23 protein-coding genes, 1 tRNA gene and 1 pseudogene are annotated in these 21,125 nt (G+C 62.8%); 9 read left to right on the plus strand and 16 right to left on the minus strand.

The features are described 5' to 3' along the window. Positions 1-11 precede the first annotated feature (11 nt). The 6 genes from QQK18_RS01985 to QQK18_RS02010 all read right to left on the minus strand — a co-directional run bounded on the left by QQK18_RS01985 (position 12) and on the right by QQK18_RS02010 (position 7,202). Positions 12-848 carry a phosphoenolpyruvate hydrolase family protein gene (locus QQK18_RS01985; protein WP_284338596.1) on the minus strand — a complete coding sequence of 279 codons (837 nt, stop codon included), beginning with the start codon at positions 846-848 and terminating at the stop codon, positions 12-14. A gap of 49 nt (positions 849-897) precedes the next feature. Next, positions 898-1,935: an ABC transporter ATP-binding protein gene (locus tag QQK18_RS01990; RefSeq protein ID WP_284338597.1), complete on the minus strand. Its 1,038-nt coding sequence runs from the start codon at positions 1,933-1,935 to the stop codon at positions 898-900. Continuing rightward, positions 1,932-2,972, minus strand: coding sequence for an ABC transporter ATP-binding protein (locus QQK18_RS01995; RefSeq protein WP_284338598.1), 1,041 nt, complete (start codon positions 2,970-2,972; stop codon positions 1,932-1,934). Before QQK18_RS01995 ends, QQK18_RS01990 begins: the two co-directional genes overlap by 4 nt. 9 nt (positions 2,973-2,981) lie before the next feature. After that, positions 2,982-4,139 (minus strand): ABC transporter permease, encoded by a 1,158-nt coding sequence (locus tag QQK18_RS02000; protein WP_284338599.1) that lies wholly within the window; start codon positions 4,137-4,139, stop codon positions 2,982-2,984. Between the two features lie 8 nt (positions 4,140-4,147). Next, positions 4,148-5,131, minus strand: a complete 984-nt coding sequence (locus tag QQK18_RS02005; RefSeq protein WP_284338600.1) for an ABC transporter permease — start codon at positions 5,129-5,131, stop codon at positions 4,148-4,150. Between the two features lie 79 nt (positions 5,132-5,210). Beyond that, positions 5,211-7,202, minus strand: coding sequence for an ABC transporter substrate-binding protein (locus QQK18_RS02010; protein WP_284338601.1), 1,992 nt, complete (start codon positions 7,200-7,202; stop codon positions 5,211-5,213). A 333-nt stretch (positions 7,203-7,535) separates the two neighbouring features. Here QQK18_RS02010 and QQK18_RS02015 point away from each other — a divergent pair, with 333 nt between their 5' ends. From QQK18_RS02015 to QQK18_RS02020, 3 genes and pseudogenes are all read left to right on the plus strand, one after another. After that, positions 7,536-8,327, plus strand: a complete 792-nt coding sequence (locus QQK18_RS02015; protein WP_284338602.1) for an SDR family NAD(P)-dependent oxidoreductase — start codon at positions 7,536-7,538, stop codon at positions 8,325-8,327. Positions 8,328-8,493: 166 nt separating this feature from the next. Then, positions 8,494-8,679: pseudogene (locus QQK18_RS27490) on the plus strand (GntR family transcriptional regulator); the annotation flags it as partial. 144 nt (positions 8,680-8,823) lie between these two features. Continuing rightward, positions 8,824-9,963: an aminotransferase-like domain-containing protein gene (locus tag QQK18_RS02020; protein WP_284338603.1), complete on the plus strand. Its 1,140-nt coding sequence runs from the start codon at positions 8,824-8,826 to the stop codon at positions 9,961-9,963. 194 nt (positions 9,964-10,157) lie between these two features. Here the strand turns inward: QQK18_RS02020 and QQK18_RS02025 are convergent. Continuing rightward, positions 10,158-10,231, minus strand: a tRNA-Gly gene (locus tag QQK18_RS02025). A 56-nt stretch (positions 10,232-10,287) separates the two neighbouring features. Next, a complete protein-coding gene (locus tag QQK18_RS02030; protein ID WP_284338604.1) occupies positions 10,288-11,400 on the minus strand; it encodes a 2'-deoxycytidine 5'-triphosphate deaminase in 1,113 nt (370 codons plus the stop codon). 192 nt (positions 11,401-11,592) lie between these two features. On the opposite strand from QQK18_RS02030, the gene QQK18_RS02035 reads away from it, so the two are divergent. The 3 genes from QQK18_RS02035 to QQK18_RS02045 are packed head-to-tail and all read left to right on the plus strand — an operon-like array spanning position 11,593 to position 13,759. Further along, the gene (locus tag QQK18_RS02035; RefSeq protein WP_284338605.1) at positions 11,593-11,724 is read left to right on the plus strand and encodes a hypothetical protein; all 132 of its coding nucleotides are present in this window, start codon (positions 11,593-11,595) and stop codon (positions 11,722-11,724) included. Positions 11,725-11,732: 8 nt separating this feature from the next. After that, entirely contained in the window at positions 11,733-12,941 is a 1,209-nt protein-coding gene (gene metZ / locus QQK18_RS02040; RefSeq protein WP_284338606.1) for an O-succinylhomoserine sulfhydrylase, read from the plus strand. Between the two features lie 2 nt (positions 12,942-12,943). Next, positions 12,944-13,759 (plus strand): transporter substrate-binding domain-containing protein, encoded by an 816-nt coding sequence (locus QQK18_RS02045; protein WP_284338607.1) that lies wholly within the window; start codon positions 12,944-12,946, stop codon positions 13,757-13,759. Here QQK18_RS02045 and QQK18_RS02050 read toward each other — a convergent pair. From QQK18_RS02050 to QQK18_RS02075, 6 genes are all read right to left on the minus strand, one after another. Further along, positions 13,698-14,243: a hypothetical protein gene (locus QQK18_RS02050; protein ID WP_284338608.1), complete on the minus strand. Its 546-nt coding sequence runs from the start codon at positions 14,241-14,243 to the stop codon at positions 13,698-13,700. The genes QQK18_RS02045 and QQK18_RS02050 overlap by 62 nt on opposite strands. A 167-nt stretch (positions 14,244-14,410) precedes the next feature. Continuing rightward, positions 14,411-14,644 (minus strand): hypothetical protein, encoded by a 234-nt coding sequence (locus QQK18_RS02055; protein WP_284338609.1) that lies wholly within the window; start codon positions 14,642-14,644, stop codon positions 14,411-14,413. A gap of 165 nt (positions 14,645-14,809) precedes the next feature. Beyond that, positions 14,810-15,163: a hypothetical protein gene (locus QQK18_RS02060; protein WP_284338610.1), complete on the minus strand. Its 354-nt coding sequence runs from the start codon at positions 15,161-15,163 to the stop codon at positions 14,810-14,812. 101 nt (positions 15,164-15,264) lie between these two features. Then, on the minus strand, positions 15,265-15,513 hold the full coding sequence (locus tag QQK18_RS02065) for a hypothetical protein (RefSeq protein ID WP_284338611.1): 249 nt from the start codon (positions 15,511-15,513) through the stop codon (positions 15,265-15,267). Between the two features lie 106 nt (positions 15,514-15,619). Beyond that, positions 15,620-15,826 carry a cold-shock protein gene (locus QQK18_RS02070; protein WP_284338612.1) on the minus strand — a complete coding sequence of 69 codons (207 nt, stop codon included), beginning with the start codon at positions 15,824-15,826 and terminating at the stop codon, positions 15,620-15,622. A 362-nt stretch (positions 15,827-16,188) separates the two neighbouring features. Further along, a complete protein-coding gene (locus QQK18_RS02075) occupies positions 16,189-16,599 on the minus strand; it encodes a tellurite resistance TerB family protein (protein WP_284338613.1) in 411 nt (136 codons plus the stop codon). A 177-nt stretch (positions 16,600-16,776) separates the two neighbouring features. On the opposite strand from QQK18_RS02075, the gene QQK18_RS02080 reads away from it, so the two are divergent. Then, positions 16,777-18,396: a lysine--tRNA ligase gene (locus QQK18_RS02080; protein ID WP_284338614.1), complete on the plus strand. Its 1,620-nt coding sequence runs from the start codon at positions 16,777-16,779 to the stop codon at positions 18,394-18,396. 4 nt (positions 18,397-18,400) lie between these two features. On the opposite strand, the gene aac(6') is transcribed toward QQK18_RS02080, so the two are convergent. Next, positions 18,401-18,850, minus strand: coding sequence for an aminoglycoside 6'-N-acetyltransferase (aac(6'), locus tag QQK18_RS02085; protein WP_284338743.1), 450 nt, complete (start codon positions 18,848-18,850; stop codon positions 18,401-18,403). A 10-nt stretch (positions 18,851-18,860) separates the two neighbouring features. After that, positions 18,861-19,502 carry a S24 family peptidase gene (locus QQK18_RS02090; RefSeq protein ID WP_284338615.1) on the minus strand — a complete coding sequence of 214 codons (642 nt, stop codon included), beginning with the start codon at positions 19,500-19,502 and terminating at the stop codon, positions 18,861-18,863. Positions 19,503-19,621: 119 nt separating this feature from the next. On the opposite strand from QQK18_RS02090, the gene QQK18_RS02095 reads away from it, so the two are divergent. After that, the gene (locus tag QQK18_RS02095) at positions 19,622-19,975 is read left to right on the plus strand and encodes a DUF952 domain-containing protein (RefSeq protein ID WP_284338616.1); all 354 of its coding nucleotides are present in this window, start codon (positions 19,622-19,624) and stop codon (positions 19,973-19,975) included. Between the two features lie 29 nt (positions 19,976-20,004). Then, positions 20,005-21,090, plus strand: coding sequence for a quinone-dependent dihydroorotate dehydrogenase (locus tag QQK18_RS02100; protein ID WP_284338744.1), 1,086 nt, complete (start codon positions 20,005-20,007; stop codon positions 21,088-21,090). Positions 21,091-21,125: the final 35 nt, after the last annotated feature.

The raw sequence follows: 21,125 nt of genomic DNA on the forward strand, positions 1-21,125 counted from the left end.
GTCCGGTCTAGTCAGGCCGGCGCCAAATCCATCCCGATGGCCTTGAACCGGCGCATATTTTCGGTGATCGCGATTTCCGTCGGCAGCCGCTCGGCGCTCGATGCGCCGAAAAAGCCGTCGATACCGCGCGTATTGCCGAGCACGTAGGCGGCGTCGTCCGGTTCGGCGATGGGACCACCATGGCACAGCACAATGATATCTGGATTGATCGCCCTGGCAGCGTCATGCATGTCCTGGATCGCCCGGACGGCGTCATCCAGCGTCACAGCGGATTGTGCGCCGATGGCTCCTTTGGTGGTCAGCCCGACATGGGGAACCAGAATATCGGCACCGGCCAAGGTCATGTCCTCGGCCTCTTTGGGTGTAAAGACATAAGGTGTGGTAACCAGGTCGAGTTCATGGGCAATGCGGATCATTTCCACTTCCTTGTCATACCCCATGCCAGTTTCCTCCAGATTGGCACGGAACATTCCGTCGATCAGCCCGACGCTTGGGAAATTCTGCACTCCGGAAAAACCCATCTCCTTGATCTGCTTGAGGAACACCGGCATGAGGCGGAATGGATCGGTTCCGCATACGCCCGCCATAACGGGAACGTTCAGCACCACCGGCAGCACCTCCCTGGCCATGTCCACCACAATGGCATTGGCGTCGCCGTAGGGCATCATACCGGCAAGCGAGCCGCGTCCAGCCATCCGGAAGCGACCGGAATTGTAAATGACGATGATGTCGGCCCCGCCAACCTCGACGCATTTGGCCGAAAGGCCGGTTCCGGCGCCTGCGCCGATAATGGGCCGACCGGCCGCCCTCTGTGCCTTTAGCCTCGCAAGGATGTCGGTTCGGCGCATAGATATCGTCTCCGTGGAAGTAAGATCTGTTTGTTCGGGGTGAGCGGGGTCATTCGACGCCTCGCAGTGAAAGCTCGTGCGCGCGGTGGCAGCGCACCTGCTGCCCGTCCCCGATGGTTTCAAGGACTGGTACGACTGTACGGCATTTTTCGATCGCGTACGGGCAACGGGGGTGGAAGGCGCACCCGGAGGGAATATTGCTTGGGTCGGCTACCTCGCCTTGCAGCACGATACGGCTAGATTGCTGTTCAGGATCCGGCTTGGGCACCGCCGACAGCAGCGCTTCGGTATAGGGATGCCTGGGCGTGAAGTAGAGATCCGCCGTCTTGGCCACCTCAACCACCTTTCCCACATACATCACCACCACGCGATCGCAGATGTGCTGCACCACGCTCAGGTCGTGGGAGATGAAGAGATAGGTGAGCCCAAGTTCCTGCTGCAGCTCTTCCAGAAGGTTCAACGTTTGCGCCCGCACCGAGACGTCAAGCGCCGAGACGGGCTCATCGGCCACCACGAGGCGCGGATTGAGGGCCAACGCCCGCGCGATGCCGATGCGCTGGCGCTCGCCGCCGCTGAAAGCGTGGGGATACCGGCGCATGTATTCAGGGCGCAGGCCCACCCGCTCGAGCAGGTAGGCAACGCGCTCCTCCAGCGCCTTGCCCTTGCTGACCCCGAACGCCACGAGCGGCTCGCCCACCAGATCGAGCAGAGTCCAGCGCGGATTGAGCGATGAGAACGGATCCTGGAAGATCATCTGCATGTCTCTGCGCAGGGCCTTGAGGCTCCCCCCCTCGGACTGCGCAATATCGACCGGTTTGCCGTCTCCACGGTCAAAGATGATCTGACCATCCGTCGGGTCGATGGCCCGCAAGAGGCAACGCCCGGTCGAAGTCTTGCCGCAGCCGCTCTCGCCGACGAGACCCAGCGTTTCGCCCTCGTCTACGTGAAAGGTGACGTCGTCGACGGCGCGTACCCGCCCCACTTCGCGGCGCAGAAGACCGCGTGTGATCGGATAGTGCTTGGTGAGGCCCTTGACGTCTAGCAGACGGCGGCCCGCGGGCGTGAAAGCCGGCTCAATGGCGCTCATGCACTTTGCTCCTCTGCCTTGTCGCCTTCACCGAAGAGAAAGCAGCTCACCGTATGGCCCCCGGCAACGGTGGTCTTGCCGGGCATGGACTTTTCGCAAATGCCCGGCATGGCCGAGGGGCAGCGAGTGTGGAATGGGCAGCCAATAGGGCGGTTGAACGGGCTGGGCACCATGCCCTTGACCGGGTGCAGCGGTTCCCCTGCCCTTCGCCCGAGTTTGGGAATCGAGGCCAGCAGCGCGCGGGTGTAGGGATGCTTGGGGTCGCGGAAAAGCGATTTGACGTCGGCCATTTCCACGACCTTACCCAGATACATCACCGCCACGGTCTGCGCAGTTTCGGCTACCACGCCCAAATCGTGGGTGATCATCATCACGCTCATGCCCAGATCATCCTTGAGCTGGCGGATCAGCCCCAGGATCTGCGCCTGCGTGGTCACGTCCAGCGCGGTGGTAGGCTCGTCCGCAAGCAGCAATTGCGGCCGGCAGACCAGCGCCATGGCGATCATTGCTCGCTGCCGCATCCCGCCCGAGAGCTGGTGCGGGTAAGCGTCGATGCGCTTCTCGGCGCTCGACATCTCCACGCGCCGCAGCATGTCGACGGCGGCGGTCCGCGCTTCCTCCTTGGAGATGGATTGGTGCAGCCGGATTGCCTCAATGATCTGGTTCCCGATGGTGTGCACCGGGCTGAACGCCGTCATCGGCTCCTGGAAGATCATGGCGATCTCCGCCCCCCGGATCCTGCGAATTTCTCGACCGCTATGGGGCAGTTCCAGAAGGTCCGTCACTTCTCCGCTGGAACGGCGGAAAATCACCTTTCCCGCCAACGAGTCGTCGGAGGTGCCGGCGATCCTCAGGATGGTGCGGGCGGTAATGCTCTTTCCGCAGCCGCTCTCGCCCACCACGCCGATGGTCTCCCCACGACGGACATGGAACGAAGCGCCATCCACCGCCCGGACGTAGCCCTCCCTGAGGGCAAACCCGGTTCGCAGGTCACGAACGTCCAGCAGCATGTCGGCGGGCATTGCTTGGTCGGTCATCTCGCCCTCCTAGCGCCGATACGGGTCGGCGGCATCGCGCAGGCCATCGCCGAGGAAGTTGAGGGCGAGCACTGCAATCACCACCATGGCGCCGGGAGCAAGTAGCCAGGGCGCCAGCGCAACTGAGCGCAGGTTCTGTGCTTCCTGCAGCAGCACTCCCCAGCTGATGGCGGGGTAGCGCAGGCCGAGCCCCAGGAAACTCAGCGCTGTTTCTGCGATAATCATTTCGGGTACCGCCAGGGTGAGCGCGGCAATGATGTGGCTCATGAATGAGGGCACCATGTGCTTGAAAATGATGCGCGTCCGGCTGGTGCCACAGAGCCGGGCCGCCATGATGAAATCTTCCTCGCGCAAAGCCAGCGCTCTGCCGCGCACCACCTGCGCGAGACCGGTCCAGCCGATGAGCGACAGAATGACGGTTATGGCGAAATAGACCTGCATTACCGACCAGTTCGACGGCAGTGCCGCCGCCAAACCCAGCCACAGCGGTATGGTGGGCATCGACCGCACGAACTCGATGATGCGCTGCGTTACGATATCGATCGTGCCGCCGAAATAGCCCGAAACCCCGCCCACCACGATGCCGATAAAGAAGCTCATCACCACACCGGCCAGTCCGATAGACATGGACAGGCGCGTGCCATGGATAATGCGGCTCAAAAGATCCCGCCCCTGCCGGTCGGCGCCTAAAAGGTAGACGCGGGCATCGGCATCCTCGACTCCGAAAAGGTGCAGATTGGAAGGAAATAGCCCCCACAGTCGGTAGTCGTCGCCCTGGACGAATAGCGAAAGATGGTGGCGTGCCGAGGTATCTTCGACGAACTCCAGCTCGAACGTATCGAGATTGCGCTGGCTGCTCGTACCATAGACGAACGGCCGCAGATGAAACTGGCCGTCTGCATCGACGAAATGGATGCGGGTTGGCGCCTGGTAGGCGCTGGCAGGATTCTGCGCCTCCGGATCGTAGGGGGCGACGAACTCGACGAAGGCGGCTACAACGTAGAGCAACAGCACTATGATGCCACAAATAACGGCGAGGCGGTGCCGGCTGAACTTATACCACATCAAACGCCATTCGGAGGCGGCGGCGTAGGACGCCGCCTTGCCGGCGCCGTTGTCGGCCGGCTGAAAGGCCTCAGGTGTGCCGGTCTCGGAGGTCGTTGTCATTGCGGCCTCTAATTGAAACGGATACGGGGATCGAGCCACGCGAGCAGCACGTCCGAAATAAGGGTGCCGATAACCGTGAGGATGCTCAGCATGAGCAGGATGGCTCCGGCCAGGTACATGTCCTGCGACTGCAGCGCGGTAAGCAGCATCGGTCCGGTCGTGGGTAGGTTCAGCACTACCGAAACAATGATGGAGCCTGAAACAAGGCCGGGAAGGGTCCAACCTATGGTGCTGACGAAAGGATTGAGTGCCACGCGCACCGGGTACTTGAGCACGAGACTCGTCTCGCCCATACCCTTGGCGCGGGCCGTGGTGACGTAAAGCTTGGGCAGTTCGTCGAGCAGATTGGCCCGCATGATGCGGATGAGGCCGGCAATACCGCCGATGGCCAGAACCGCGGCCGGAATCCACAGATGCGACAAGAAGTCGAGAACCTTCGCCAGGCTCCAAGGGGCGTCGGCATATTGGGGTGAGAAGAGCCCGCCAACGGACATGCCGAATTGCGAGTAGGCCCACCACATCAGGACCAGCGCGAAAAGGAAATTGGGTACGCCGAGCCCCACGAAGCTGATGAAGGTGAAGAAATAGTCGCCGGGCGAATACTGCCTGACGGCCGAATAGATGCCGATCGGCAACGAGATCGCCCAAACCAGGAGCAGCGAGGCCACCGAGAGCGCGATAGTCAGCGCCATGCGCTCGCCGATGAGGTCGACCACTGGGCGCTTCCATTGGAACGAGTGGCCGAAATCACCCGACAATACGCCGACGACCCACTTCCAGTACTGGACATAAACCGGTTCCCCAAGCCCGTACTGGGCACGCAGCGCATCGATCTGCGCCTGATCGACGACCTGCCCGCCGGACTCGAGCGTGGCAATATAGGATGTCAGAAAGTCGCCCGGTGGCAGTTGGATGATGACGAACGTGATGATCGAGATCACGAAGACAGTCGGGATCACGAGCAGCAGGCGTTGCAGCACATAGCCGGCCAAGATGCGCTCCTCGGTTTGCGGTTTCCCCAGGCCGCCGCCGTTTCGACGGCGGCCCGGTCAGTCGTCACGGGAGGAATACTCAGGACTTGATGAACCACTGTTCCGGGTTGAGCGTGTGCCAGAACCAATTGGCCGCACCCCACCACAGCCGCGCATCGTCATCGCGCTTGAAGACGTTTTCGATATCGTTGCGCACAATTACGGGCTGAGGTGCCTGACCCACCACGCCAATGACGTAGAGGGTCTCGGCGGTGAGGTCGTAGACCCGCTTGGCCGCCGCCTCGTATTCTGGAGAGCCCAGTTCGGTCTTCTGCCAGGCGATATAGGCGTCACGCAGGTCCTTGGCGTCCTGGGGTGGCTCCACGCCGCGTTCGCCGCCGGAGTTGAACCAGTTCTGCCATTCTCTGGCATACCGAACGATCGAGTTGCCGCCGGGTCCCAGCTTGCCATCCAGCGAATAGGCATAGGCCGGACGTTCGAGCACCCGATCGACATGCCAAGCGGTGGCGTGTTGTTCCTGGGCGTCGAGCCGCTGGATGAGATAGCCGCGTTCGCGTGCGGCCGCATCCACCTGCAGTCCCAACTCCTGCCAGTGCTTGACCACCAGTTCGCACACTTCCTTCTTAGGTCCTTCCTGGGGTAGGTACTCTAGCTGGAAGATCAGCGGCTGCCCGTCCGGGCGCAGCCGGACCCCCTCGCCGTTGCGCTGGTCGAGGCCGATTTCGTCTAGCAGGGCATTGGCCGCGTCGAGGTCGAACTCTGCGTAGTGGCTCGCCCATTTCGGATCGAAAAAGCTGGCGGTTTCGTTGATGGTCGCCTGACGGGGCGTCCCCTGGCCGAGGAAGACCAGCTCGTTGATTTCCGTTCGGTTGATGCCCAGTGATAAGGCCTGCCGGAACCGAACGTTCGAATAGAGCTCGGCAAGTACCGGATCGGGATGCAGCGGATTAAAGGCGATGCAGACGTCCGACCCCCGCTCGCTATAGACCAACTTTGTGGTATAGCCGCCCGCTTCTTCGCCGCGGCGGATGATCGGATAGTTCAGGAGTTGGATGTCAAGCCCAGCCACCGAAAGTTCACCCGACACTGCCTTGAGGTTCATCACCTCGGCATTGCTGGTGTATTCGACGGTCATGTAGTCGACATAGGGTAGCTGGTTTCCCTCGGTATCGACCTTGAAGTAGTAAGGGTTGCGCTCGTACTGCTGGCGCTGGCTGTCCCCCGAAACGGGGATCCAGGGCGAGAGGACCGGCATGTCCGAATTGCTCACACCGTAGTGGGGCGAGTCAGAATCCCCATCGGCCATCTGCGTAAAATAGGCCTGCCAGGAGTTAAATCCTGCCGCCGCCGCCTCGGCCTCGACGTCGGGATTGTACTTCGGGTGGAACTGCCTGAGGTAGTGAGCCGGCCGGTATGGCTCGGTCGGCGCTCCCGAGAAATGGATGACACTGAAGGACGGATAAGGCTGCGGAAACGTGAAGCGGATCGTGTGGTCGTCGACCTTAACGATGCCGAACCTGTCGCCGCCTAGAAGCCATACGGCCTGCGTCGCCGGATAGAGGTCCTTGTTGTACTTCCAGTCCTCGAAGAAAAAGATGATGTCGTCCACGGTAAACGGCTCGCCGTCCGACCACTTCACGCCCTGGCGCAAGCTGATGACGCATTCGGTGAAATCGTCGTTGAACTCGTATCCCGTCGCCAGGTCCGGATGGATTTCGCGCAGATCGTTGGAGAACCGGAAGAGACCAGTCGCTTGGCCGATCTGCAGGTCGTTGGTGGTCTCGGGCGCCATGCCGGCTCCGGCCAGCCGACCGCCATAGACACCAATCTCATTGGTCGGCTGCACCACGAGCGGCTCCGCCGGCAAGCGCTCGGCCACCGGCGGCAGCTCGCCGCGGCTCACCCGCTCGGCCAGCATCGGCGCTTCGTTGTAGCTGGTCGGCTGCGCCAGCACCTTGGTTACGAATGCCGGCAACCCGAAGGTGCCGACGACGCTCCCTGACAAAAGAGCCGTGAAATGGCGACGCGTCATGCGGCCGCGCGACATCGAAGGCTGCTTGTCCTTGTTCATAATTCCCCTCCTCTCGGCCGCCCCCGGGCGGCTCTGTTTCCTCAGCACCAGGTAGGCCGTTGAGCGCCACATTGTACCAGTGCAATTGATATATTGCCTCGTGCAATTTTGACTGTATTGAGCCATTGATCGGCTTGTCAATCGACCGATAGAAATTAATCCGCATTCAATTCTGTCTCCCCATTCGTCGGATCGGCGGGTTTCTTACCGCTTTCCACCATTGCAATCAACGAATTGACTGCTCACCTGCTAACATGTTACCGATCAAACACCAATGCAAATTGTACTCGTATTGTACTGCTTGGATCGCAATAGATCAGGAGGAGAATGTTCATGGGTGATCGTTTATTGGGGAAGGTCGCCATCGTAACCGGCGGCGCTGGCGGGATCGGCGAGGAGACGGTGCGATTGTTCGTGCGCGAGGGCGCCCAGGTCATGATCGTCGACCTCAATGAGGAGGCGAGTCAGCGCGTCAGCAGGGCTATCGATCCCTCGGGGGAGAAGGTGGCTTATGTGATCGCCCGGCTGGATCAGGAAGAACAAGCCAAAATGGCGGTCGAAAAGACGGTGGAGCGCTTCGGCAAGCTCGACATTTTGGCCAACGTCGCCGCCGTGCGCGTCCGTGGCACCATTGTCGACGCGACAATGGACGACTGGAACTTCATCATCGGCGCCAATCTTTTGGCGGTCGGTCACAGCTGCAAATATGCCATTCCGAGGATGATCGAGAATGGCGGCGGCAGCATTGTCACCGTGTCCTCGGCCAATGCCACGGTGGGCCGCAAAGGCATGGGCCTTTATGATGCCACCAAGGCGGCGGTTCTGGCCCTAACTCGTTCCATGGCCTGCGATCACGCCGAGCAGAACATTCGTGTCAACGCGATTTCGCCTGGCCCCACCCTCACCAATTTCCACATCAACAACCGCGTCCGCGCCACTGGCAAGAGCTACGCGGAAGTCGAGGCGGAAATGCGAGCCGCCGGCGCCCCGCACACGCTGCTCAACCGCCAGGCTGAGCCGATCGAGCAGGCCAATGCTATCCTGTGGCTCGCTAGCGACGAGGCGTCTTATGTCACCGGCGCCGACTTCAACATCGACGGCGGCATCATGGGCCTGCGTGACTGACCGATAGACAAACGCCTCGCGTGCTGGCATGCGGGGCGTTGACCTGTCCGATGCACTTGAGTTCACCCGCGGTGCGACGGAGCAACTTGAAACATAGACCAGACGAGAGCCTGCTCGCGTGGATATTTCGCCTCTACTTTCAGGGTACCGGGAAAACCTGGGGCATATGACGCGCCACGAGGCGATCGCGACATCGATAGAGCGGGCGATCGAGACCGGCACTCTCCTGCATGGCGCGCGTTTGCCGACGGTGCGTGCGCTTTCGCGTGCCCTGGATGTAAGTCCCTCCACCGTCGTTGCAGCCTATGGCCAGTTGCGTCTACGCGGTCGCATTGCCGGCACGGTTGGCCGGGGTACTTATGTGCAATCGCTCCCCGCGATCGACAATGGGGCTGCACTGCACGGCGATTTCCCCGATTGGACGCACGCCCCGCCGCAATCGCGCGCGCCATGGCGGCGGCGCACAGTCCTCACTTCGGCCAATCGGCTGCTCTCGATGTATCCCCACGCCCTGGATTGCACGCGCGGCAAGCCAGATACCTCGCTCATCCTCGCCGACATTGTTCGCCGCGCTCAGCGGCGCGCCGCCGAGGATACCCAGCCTGACGCGTTGCAATATGCCGGCCCTCTGGCTATTCCGGAATTGCGCGATCTCCTGGTTCCGCGCCTTGTGGCCGATGGCATTCCCGTCAACGACACCAGCATGATCGCAGGCAACTCGGCCCAGCAACTGATGGTCATGTCGCTGTCGATCGCCGCACGGCTCATGCCTGACCGCCCGCGCATCGTGGCGGTGGAGGAGCCCGGTTATCAGACTGTCTTCGATGCCTTTGAATACCTGGGCTTCCAGTTGGTCGGCATGCGCCTCGATGAACAGGGCGTCACCCCGGAATCGCTCGACGCAGCCCTGTCGGCCGGGGCCATAGCAGTCCTATTCACGCCCCGCGCAGTCAATCCAGTGGGCGTGTCGTGGACTCCGGAGCGGCGCAAGGCGCTGTCCGACGTCCTAAAAGACCATCCTCACGCCATCGCCATCGAGGATGATCAGTTCGCCGACATCGCACTCACCCATCCCGGCTCGCTGTTGGACGGCGAGGCGGCACACCGAACGGTCTATATCCGCACCTTCGCCAAGTCGATCGCACCTGACATCAGGACGGCGGTCGCCTTGGTCCGGCCGCGGCTTACCGCCATGCTGGGCGAGGCAAAGAGTCTGCTCGACGGATGGACGTCGCTGCACTCTCAGAATACGCTAGCCTACGTGTTGCGCGATCCGGAACTGGAAGAGGCGTTCAACCGATCACGCACGGCCTATCGGCTGCGCCGCGATGCCATTCTTGGAGTCCTCGGTGAACGCCTCAAGGGCACAGGCGCCAAGCTAAGCGGCAGCGATGGCCTCAATATCTGGATCTGCCTGCCCTTCGGCGTGGCGGCCAGCGACGTGGTGGACCATGCTGCGCGCGCCGGGGTCCTGCTGGTTTCGGGCGAGCCCTTTTACATCCGCCCCGGGCATAACGATATGATCCGGATGAGCATCTCCGGCATTCACGATGATCAGGCAATCCAAGCCGCAAATCTGGTGGCGGACGCGATCCTGACTGGCAATCACCGTGGGCAGATTTCGATCCCGCTTTAGCGGTGTACCGAATTGCGGGACCAGAGCCTTTCCCGTTCGCTGAAAGCGCTCTAGGCCGGGATCGCTGGACTAGTCCAGCTCGCCGAACTTGGAACTGCAGCAGTCGCGCGTTCGTCCTGCGCCAACTCGGCCCCGCCAAGCAAAGCGAACAGCCGAAGCCAGATGAGACTTGGCAAAAATACCGATAGCAGGAATGGAGCGGGTGAAGGGAATCGAACCCTCGTCGTAAGCTTGGGAAGCTTCTGCTCTACCATTGAGCTACACCCGCAACGGGCAACTTTCTGCGCGAAATCGGCGGAAGCGTCAAGCACTCTCAATGGGCACTCAGGCCGGATAGGGCTTGAAGTGCTTGGAGAGCTTGAGGCTCTGGGCCTGGTAGTTGGAGCCGAGCGCGGTGCCGTAGAGGCGGTCGGGACGTTCGGCGAGCCGCTCGTAGATCAGGCGGCCGATGGTTTGCCCATGGTTGAGCAGGAACGGCACCTCGCGGCTCCTGACCTCGAGCACGGCGCGGCTGCCCGTACCGCCGGCGGCCGAATGGCCGAAACCGGGATCGAAGAAGCCGGCATAGTGGACGCGGAACTCGCCGACCAGCGGATCGAAAGGCACCATCTCGGCCGCGTGGTCGGGGGGCACATGCACCGCCTCGTGGCTCACGAGGATGTAGAACTCATCGGGATCGAGGATCAGCTCGCCCCTGCCGCGACTGTTGATCGGCTCCCAGAAGTCGAGCACATCGAGGGCGGCCTTCTTGTCGACATCGATCACCGCCGTATGCCGCTTGGAGCGGAACCCCACGAGACCGCCGCGGTCCTCGCCCATGAGGTCGATCGAAAGCGCGACGCCATTGCCGACCTCCTGCGTCGCATTGATGACCAGCGTCTGGCTGTGGTGGAGTTCCTGATGCTGGGTGACCGTCAGCAGCGTTTCGCCCGAGCGGAACCGGATCTGGCTCAACCGCGAGCCGGTCCGCACCAGAACCGGGAACGTACGCGGGCTGATCTCGAGGTAGAGCGGTCCCTCATAGCCTCGAGGCAACTGATCGAAGCCGCGCGCCCTGTCGCCGATGACGCGGGTGAAAATGTCGAGCCGACCCGTGGAGCTTTTGGGGTTGGTCGAAGCACTGACCGCTTCAGGCAGCCTCAGGCTTTCCTGCAGCGGCACGATATAGACGCAGCCGCGCTCGAGCACGGCGCCGGCCTTGAGGTCGATCTGATGAAGTTTCAGAGCCGCGATACCTTCCGCCACCGTGCGTTCAGGACCGGGCAGGAAGCTCGAACGGACGCGGTAGGCGACTTCGCCCAACCGCAGGTCAAGGCTCGCCGGCTGCACCTGATCGGCATCGAATGCCCGTTCAGCCGCAATCGCACCGCCCGCAGCCAGTTTCTCGATCAGCCGTGCTGGGTAGACACCGATCGGCCAGTCCCCGTTGCTCGTCATCTTGCTCCGCCGTCTAGAGCGTGATGCGATTTGACGGAATCAAATCGCGCGCTCTAGCTTTTTGTTGTCGCGGGATTGTTCGCGAAAACCGGTTCCCACTTTTTCGCGTCCCGCTCTAGCCACCCTTCCGATAGCAACCAGCGCAATTGACGCCAAGGGTGAAAAGGCAATAGAACGAAGCCGGGTGGTGATTTGGCCGGTCAGATTGCAGCCACCTTCCTGCGGGTGGCTCCGAAAGATTTCGGCAAGGTCGCGCGCGGTAAAATTCAAATGCTAAACGACCGTTTGAACCGGCCGCATTCGCGCGCCGGTTTTGTTTTTTAGAGGTCCTAATGTCGCCCAAGGAAAAGAACCCCCTCGCCGATCCCAGCCGCCGCGCGCCCGAGACCCGTATCGTCCATGGCGGCACCGAGCGCAGCCAGCACGGGGAAACGTCTGAGGCGATGTTCGTCAATTCCGGCTTCGTCTATCCGACGTCGGCCGATGCCGAGGCGCGCTTCCTCAACAAGGCGCCGGGGCACATCTATGGGCGCTTTTCCAATCCGACCGTCGACATGTTCCAGAAGCGCATGGCGCTGCTCGAAGGCGCCGAGGCCGCTCGCGGACTTGCAACCGGCATGGCGGCCGTGACCACGGCGGTAATGAGCCAGGTGCGCGCCGGTGACCATGTGGTCGCCGCCCGCGCCCTCTTCGGCTCCTGCCGCTATCTGATCGAGGATTACTTGCCGCGCTGGGGGGTTGCCTCGACGCTCGTCGACGGACGCGACCCGGCCAATTTTGCCGCGGCCATGCAACCCAACACCAAAGCGGTGTTCCTCGAAACTCCGACCAACCCGACGCTCGAGCTGGTCGATATCGCCGCCGTCGCCGATATTGCCCATGCACATGGCGCCAAGCTCGTCGTCGACAATGTCTTTGCAACCCCCATCAACCAGTCGCCGCTGCAACTGGGCGCCGACCTCGTGGTCTACTCGGCTACCAAGCATATCGACGGCCAAGGCCGCGTGCTGGGTGGAGCCATCCTCGGCAGCCAGGAACTGATCGGGGGCGATATCCACACCTTCATCCGGCAGACCGGACCCTCGATGAGCCCGTTCAATGCCTGGACGTTGCTCAAGGGTCTCGAGACGCTGCCGCTGCGCGTGCGCCAGCAGAGCGAGAGCGCGGCAAGGATCGCCGAGGTCCTCTCCGGACACAGCAAGGTCGCTCGCGTCTTCTATCCGCACCACCAGGACCATCCCCAGGTCGAACTCGGGCGCCGGCAGATGCGGACCGGCTCGACCCTCGTCGCGTTCGAGGTTGCAGGCGGTCAGGCCGAGGCCTTCAAGGTCGCGGACGCCTTGGCGGTCATCCTCATTTCCAACAATCTGGGCGATGCCAAGTCGATCATCACCCATCCGACCACGACTACCCATCAGCGCTTCTCCGAGGAGGTGCGGCTCGACATGGGCATCCGACCAAGCCTGTTGCGCCTATCGGTCGGACTCGAGGCGACCGACGATCTCATTGCCGACCTGATGTATGGGCTCGACCAGATCTGACCATGTGCCGGCGCCGCTCAATCCTTGCCGTATTGCTGGGGCTTTGGACCGGTTGCGCTGTCGGTCAGACGCTGCCCAATCACGTCGATCCGAGCGCACGCGACATACTGCCCGACCTCACATCGTTGCCGGCGATCCGATTCCTGACGACGGCGGATTTTCCGCCGTTCAACTACCGCGACGAGAACGGAGCGCTGGTCGGCTTCAACATCGACCTTGCCCGCCGCATCTGCGCCGAAGTCGACGTGCCCTGCACCATCCAGACCTGGCCCTGGGAGCAGGCGGCCAACGCGCTTGCCGACAAACAAGGCGATGCGCTGATCGCGGGGCTTGCGCTCACGGCCGAGAATGGTGAGCGCTTCGACTTCTCTGCGATTTACCTCGCCTTGCCGGGCCGGTTCGTCACCCGAGCCGATGCCGCGCGCGACTTCAATCCATCAGACCTCGACGGGCGCACGATCAGCGTACGCGAGGGATCAGCCCATGAGGAATTTCTGCACCGCTACCTGCCCGATGTTGAAGTCACAGCGAGCGAGGACGAAATCGCCGCACTCCAAGCCGTAGAGTCCGGTCAGGCCGACGTCTATTTCGGCGATGCCATGCGCGCCTCATTCTGGCTCAACGACAACCTCGCCTGCTGCAGCTTTGCGGGGGAAGCCTATTTCCGGCCAGACCTTTTCGGGCAGGGCCTCGCCATCGCCCTACCTGCCGGGCACGACTCCGTGCGCCACGCCATTGACTGGGCGCTCGTTCGCCTCAAGAGGAGTGGGTCGCTTGACGAGCTCTATCTGAGGTGGTTCCCCATCGGATTCTATTGAGGAACCGGCGCCAGCCGCCGTCCCAATATTTGAGATCGATGAGCATGCGCCGGTCGATCGGTCCGCAGAGCATGGCCAGGGTCACGTCGACGGACAAGCCCGACATCCAGAGCGCCGTCGCCCGATGATTGCCGTCGAGCAGCAGCGCATCCCCATCGGCAAGGCGATAAGCTGGCAGGCGCAGGGCGACCGGATCAGCGCTGCTTTTGAAGTAATCGACCAGGGCGAGAAACCGCCCACGATTGCTGTTGGAGTACTCGTCCATCCGCGCGGCGACGCCATGGACGCGCAGGGGGCGGGCGAAGGGATGCGATATCGGCCGCTCGACGCGACGGGCGGTGGCGCGGCAGGAGGTGAAGAGTTGGCCCAACTCCTCGCGGTCCGTGATCCGGCGGAACTCGATGGGGGCGTCGGCAGGCATACGCTCGAGGTGTAGTCGCAACCCAGTTTCCATGGGAGCGAGGGTATCGAACGGTAAGTTCATGCAATCAGCCGTCAAAGTGCGTCATCGAGGAAATATCAAACCTACATGGTATTGTCACAGTCAGATTTGAATAGGGCGCATTTCGGCCGCCGGCATCACAACGCGCTAGCGCGACAGGCCGCCAGCAGCACGGCCGCGTTGGGCGAAACCCGACAACGTGGTTGCAGCTATTCCATAAGTCCCGGCGGTAACCTGCCAAGCTTGAGCAGCACGCGCGGCTCATCATAAGCGTCGGTTTCGATGTCGACCTCCTGGGAAAAGGCGATGACACCTGCCCGTATGGGCGCCAGGCGCTCGGCTGTGGCAACCGCCTTTTCGGCGGACTTGGAGGTCTGGATCTGATCTGCCACCAGCCTGTGACCGATCTGCTTGAACGCCTGAACCAGATACATTGTCGCCATTGAAACCTCCGCTGCGGGGGAATGGGCTGCTGCCGCGGCCGCCCGGACCGGCTTGCCGCGCGGGCTGACAGGCCTGCGCCAGCGCGCAATTTGGTGTTTCAGCACTAGGCGGCGTCGCCCACCCGGCCCTTTCGATGGTGGCACGACGATCGGAGGCATTCGCGGCTAGTGGACCGGGTGTTCATCGTTCTTGCCCTTCAACTCCGGTGCTCGGCGAAGCGGAAGGCCGGCGCGTGCCAGTTCTCGGGCGAAGCGCGGATCACCTGCGTCGGGCGCCGCTCGGGTGATGACCGAGTGGGCGCGGCGATGGAAGGGAATGATTTTGGTCGACATGGTCATCGATGCTCCTTTGAGGTGCAAACAGGACGCGACACAGCTCTCCAGGGCCGCTCGATATCGGGCGGTCCGCTTAAAGTGCACGACGATGCCGGCGACAGCGGCCAGGGCAGTAACGCCAACTATCAAAAGGCCGTGGCGCAGCAGATTGATATCGTAGAAACCCGCGACCGCCAGCAGCACAACGACCGCCAGGGAGAACCCAACGAGCCCGTAGGTCAGTGCGGATCCGTTCGGCGCGCGTGTCTGTCGCTCAGTCGATGGCGCGGGCGTTCGCTCTTTGCTCACGCAAGGGCCATTCGGGCCAGCGGGAAGGCTTCGGCATCGTAGAGGCCACGGATCTGCGCGCCGTCGAAGCGCTGTTCCTCGACTTCAAGTATGGAACTGCGGACAAGTTCGGTTGGCATGTCCTCGATGACATAGCGCACCGCCTCGGCGGCAGATGAAAAGCGCCTATAACGTGACGTTTGGGGCCGGTGGATATTCTTGCCGGGAAAGAGTTCAGCGGCGGCGGAATAGTTGAACTGGGTCATAATCCATTCCTTTGAGTGGGTATCGTCTCGGCGGATACGAAGGCGCCGTCGGCGCAAGCTGCGCATCGCAAGGTCGGAGAGGGCCGCTCAGGGGCGGCCCAATCCATCAGGCGAGCTGCAAATTGACGGCCGAAGCGCGGCCATCGCGGCCGTTTTCGATGTCGTAGGTAACCTTCTGCCCTTCGCCGAGACCCGACAGACCAGCGCGCTCGACGGCGCTGACATGAACGAAGGCGTCCTTGCTACCGTCATCAGGAGCGATGAAGCCGAAACCCTTGGTGGAGTTGTAGAACTTAACAGTGCCGTTGATCATGAGATGGACTTTCGAAACCCGGGGCCAAATGGCGAACGGGCGTTTCCCGGCCGCGACATGCGGCAGGGAGCTAAACGTTCGCAAGTTCGGGGATCGCCAAGCGACCGGCAGGGCCAGAAGATCGGGTAGCCTTGGAGGCTGAAAACGTAGCAAACAATATGGGGACGCAATGCGCGGTTTTCAAGGCACGCCCCAGATAGTTGCTATTGGGCCTCGGGATGTCCATCGTACAATGGTGGGTTGGTCGAAGGAGTAGAGGCGCAAGCGACCGCTTGCCCAGCGCGGCCGGCTTGCGGGCAACGGCTTGCCGGTGGCGCGACGGCGCATCAGCGAGGGTATTTGACGACGTCTGGAGCCCGCGGCTACGGCAGGCGACGGTGGCGGGCGCGGGCAGCCACTTCAATGGCAGCAGTCGTCAGCCGATCGAGGCGCAGACTGTCGCGCACGAACTCGAGGAACCGCAGTTCCTCCTGACTGGTGTGGAGGTCTGAAGCGATAACCTCGACGGTCAGCGAATAGGCGGTATCCTGCAGCCTTTCTGGAACGGCGGAGATGGCCGCCTCCACCACCTCCTCGAAGCCGCCACTGCCGTTGACCTTGTCGGCACAGGTATTGGCGACCTCGGCCAGCCGGGCGAGGTCGAACCCTTCGAAGACCGGCAGGCGAGCCACCAGCGTCTCGATGCGCGACAGCTCGCGTTCGGACATTGTCGCATCCGAGGAGGCGGCAATGACCATCAGTTCGATGAGCGCGTCTTGAACGGCGGTGGACATGCTTTCGGGTTTCCTCAAATATCGGGCGTTGATTAACTAGGCGGGCTGCCTGCGCGTGACAAGGTGGCCAGCTGTCGCGGCCCTTGTTTGCTCTGCGCCCAGCCAGCATTGACGGGGTGGACGCAGAATGCAACACACACCGGTCATTCCAATGCCAACCTGAAAAGGCTGCCAACCTTGTCGCCCGCGCCGCTGCCATCCCTCGATCCCGCGTTCTTCGACGCCGCCCAGACTGCCCGTGCCTGGCCCTTCGAGGAAGCGCGTAAACTCGTGGCGCGGCTCGAAAAGAGCGGCAAGGGCGAGGCGGTGTTCGAGACCGGCTACGGTCCTTCGGGCCTGCCGCACATCGGCACGTTCGGGGAGGTTGCGCGCACCACCATGGTGCGCACGGCCTTCCGGCTCTTGACCCGCGACGAGATACCGACCCGGCTCATCTGCTTTTCGGACGATTTGGACGGGATGCGCAAGATCCCGGACAACGTGCCGAGCCGCGCGTTCCTCGAGCCCCACTTGCAAAGACCGCTGACTTCGGTGCCGGACCCGTGGACCAACGAGTTCACGAGCTTTGGCGACCACAACAACGCCATGCTGCGGCGGTTCCTCGATACCTTCGGGTTCGACTACGAGTTCGCGAGCGCCACGGATTACTACAAGTCCGGCAAGTTCGATGCCGTGCTGCTGCGGGCCGCCGAGCGATACGACGACATCATGAAGGTCATGCTGCCGACCCTCGGGTCCGAGCGTCAGGCGACCTATAGTCCGTTCCTGCCCATCTCGCCGACGAGCGGACGCGTGCTCTACGTGCCGATGAAGGAGGTCGATGCCAGGAACGGTACGGTGACCTTCGTCGACGAGGACGGACGCGACATCACCGTTCCCGTCACCGGCGGGCACGTGAAGATGCAGTGGAAGCCGGACTTCGGCATGCGCTGGGCCGCGCTCGGCGTCGACTTCGAAATGTTCGGCAAGGACCACCAGACCAACGCGCCCATCTACGACCGCATCTGCGAAATCCTGGGCGGCCAGGCCCCCGAGCACTATGTCTTCGAGCTCTTCCTCGACGAGAACGGCCAGAAGATCTCGAAGTCCAAGGGTAACGGCCTGACTATCGATGAGTGGCTGGCCTATGCCAATACCGAGAGCCTGGGGCTCTATATGTTTCAGAAGCCGAGGGCGGCCAAGCGTCTCTACTTCGATGTCATCCCGCGGGCGGTCGACGAGTATTACCAGTTCGTGGCGGCGTACCAGGAACAGGACGTGGCCCAGCGCTTGGAAAACCCGGCATTCCATGTGCATTTCGGCCACCCGCCCGCGGCCAGGATGCCGATCACGTTCTCGCTGCTGCTCAATATCGTTTCGGCCTCCAACGCCCACGATACCGACGTGCTCTGGGGCTTCATCTCGCGCTACGTGAAAGGCGCGACGCCCAAGAGCGAACCCGAGCTCGATAGGCTCGCGACCTACGCGGTGCGCTACTTCAACGACCGGGTGCGGCCGACCAAGGTCTTCCGCGCACCGACCGAGAAGGAACGGGCGGCGTTGCAGGATCTGGCCGACCAGCTCGCGCCCCATGAGGGCTCGACCAGTGCCGAAGAGCTGCAGAACCTCGTCTATGAGGTCGGCAAGGCGCACCAGTTCGAGCCGCTGCGCGACTGGTTCGGCGCGATCTACCAGGTTCTGCTCGGCGCCGACCAGGGCCCGCGCTTTGGCTCGTTCGTTGCACTCTACGGGGTTGCCGAAACGCGCAAGCTCATCGCCGATTCGCTGGCGGGCAAGCTGGTCAGCGAGCCGGCCTGACGGCTCAGGCCTTCACGGACTTGCGGAAGTAGACGACGCGCTGGGTTTCGGTGAAGCCGAGTGCCTTGTGCATGGCATGGCTCTGGACGTTGTCGAGAGCCGCGTCGGAGGCGAATTCGGTGCAGCCCAGCCCGGCCGCCCACGCCTCGACCGCGGCGACAAGCTTCCTAGCGACGCCCCTGCCCCGCGTATCAGGGCGCACATAAATGCCTTCGAGAAAGGCGACCGGCGAAGTCTTGCAACCATTGACGTAGTCGTGGCGCAGAGCCGCTTCGGCAAAACCGAGCGCGACACCGGCCCCATTACGGGCAATGAGGCAAATGGGTGACTGGGCATCTTCATCATACGCCTCTATGTCGGCGCCATGCTCGTCGTCCAGTCCTCCTGGCCAGAGCGCAACACGCATGGCGAGCCAATCGGCATGGTCAGTAGCGCGAGCAGGCGAGATGTGGATGCCGGTCACGCTACTGGCTCGCCCAGATGATCCGCGCCATCCACTCAACCTCCTCGATATCGAGGATGCGCGGTTCGTAGACCGGATTGAGCGAGTGCAGCTCGATCTGCCGGGCTGTCTGGCGGGCCAGGATCTTGGCCATCACCTCGCCGTCGCGGGTGCGGACCACGACCCGGTCTCCGCGCCGCACCTGCTCGGTCGGCGATACGATGAGGCGCTCCCCCTCGCGGTAGAGCGGTTCCATGGAATCACCCTGAACCTCGAGCGCGTAGATGCCCGCATGACCCGACGACGGCAGGACGATCTCATCCCAGCCCTGGCCTGCGGGAAAGCCCGCGGAATCGAAGAAGCCGCCGGTGCCGGCCTGGGCGAGGCCGAGTAGAGGTACGGTGAAAGTGTGCGCTGGCGTGCCATTCTGCGGAATGTTTCCGGCGCCGTCGATGAACTGGTCCAGGCTTTCCCCGGTCGCCTCGAGGATCTTGGCAATGCTCTGCGTCGAGGGCCAGCGCTCGCGCCCATCCTTGCTCACACGCTTGGAGGGGTTGAATGCGGTGGCATCGAGCCCGGCAAGACGCGCCAGACCCGAAACGCTTAGGCTGTGCCGCCCTGCGATCGCGTCGATGCCATCCCATATGGCGCGGTGTGACAGCATGCGTCAGAACTGTGTCTTGGCTTCGGAAAACAGTCCTATTCCTATAATCGGCCTGTAGGCCTGTAAAGCACCGGCAGGCCGGCTTGCCGAGCCGGACGGCTGCGACTAGGGTCCGGCCCATGCACGCACCCGAATTCATCTACAAGATCGCCACCGAAGCCGCCTTCGCGCCCGCCCGCAGCACCGGGACATTCCCCGGTATGCCGGTGGACGCCAAGGACGGCTACATGCATTTTTCGACCGCGGCGCAGTTGCCCGATACCCTGCGGCTGCATTTTGCCGGGCAGGATGATCTCGTTCTCGTTGCGGTGCGCACGGCTCATCTCGGCGACGCATTGAAATGGGAAGCCTCGCGCGGCGGCGATCTCTTCCCGCACCTTTATGCCGCGCTGCCGCTTTCCGCCGTCGCCTGGGAAAAGCATATCTCGGTCAGCGCGAGCGGTGCCTGCGACCTGCCCGAGGCAGTCAGATGATCCTTTCCGCCCTCTCGCCGCTGCTGCGCATGCCCATGCTGGCGAACCTTAGCCGCGACGCTCTTCTCAAGATGGAGCCGGAAACCGCGCATACCGCGACCATCACCGCATTGCGGCTGGGCCTTGCACCCGAACAGCTCGATCCCGACCCGCCGGAACTCAGAACGCAGCTCTGCGGGCTCGACCTTTCCAATCCCGTCGGCATGGCGGCCGGCTTCGACAAGAACGCCGAGGTGCCTCGACCGCTGGCGCTGATGGGCTTCGGCATGGTGGAGGTGGGGACGGTAACGCCGCGCCCGCAAGGGGGGAACCCCAAGCCGCGCCTCTTCCGTGTTGGCCAGGCCGACGGGGTCATCAACCGGATGGGCTTCAACAATGAGGGACACGAGGCGGCATTCGCCCGCCTGAAGCGGACGCGGGTGCCGGCCGCGCTCGGCGTCAATATCGGGGCCAACAAGGACAGTGCCGACTTCGTCGCCGACTATGTGGCGGGGGTCAAACGCTTCGCCGATGTCGCCGACTATCTGACCGTCAACATCTCCTCGCCCAATACGCCGGGACTTCGCAACCTGCAGGCCGATGAGGCGCTGCGGCGCCTGCTGGGTGAGGTGCTCTCAGCACGGGCGAAGGCCAGGGTGCGCGTGCCGGTGTTCCTCAAGATCGCGCCCGACCTCGACGAAAAAGGACTTGATTCGGTCGCGGCCGCAGTGCTGGCGACGGACCTCGATGGCCTCATCGTCTCCAACACCACGATTGCACGCGATACCGTCCAGGACCTCGAGAATGCCGAGGAAGCCGGGGGGCTTTCGGGCAAGCCACTCTTTGCGCTCTCAACGCGACGCCTCGCCCAGACGCGGCAGCGGGTCGGCGACCTGCCGATCATCGGGGTGGGCGGCATCCATTCACCGCAGACGGCGCTCGCCAAGTTCGAGGCAGGCGCCAACGCGGTCCAGCTCTATTCGGCCCTGGTCTTCGGTGGCCTCGATCTGCTCGAGCGCCTGAAGCGGGGTGTTGCAGCGGCCGTGCGCGCCGAGGGCAAGACCAGTATCGCCGATCTCGTCGGGCGGCGGACGGCCGACTGGGCCGCCGGCCGGGCCGGCAACTCGTTCTGTTGACATAGACCGACTGGCCGGGCTTCGATTTTCCGCAG

The organism is Devosia nitrariae, assembly GCF_030160115.1.
Taxonomy (GTDB): domain Bacteria; phylum Pseudomonadota; class Alphaproteobacteria; order Rhizobiales; family Devosiaceae; genus Devosia; species Devosia nitrariae.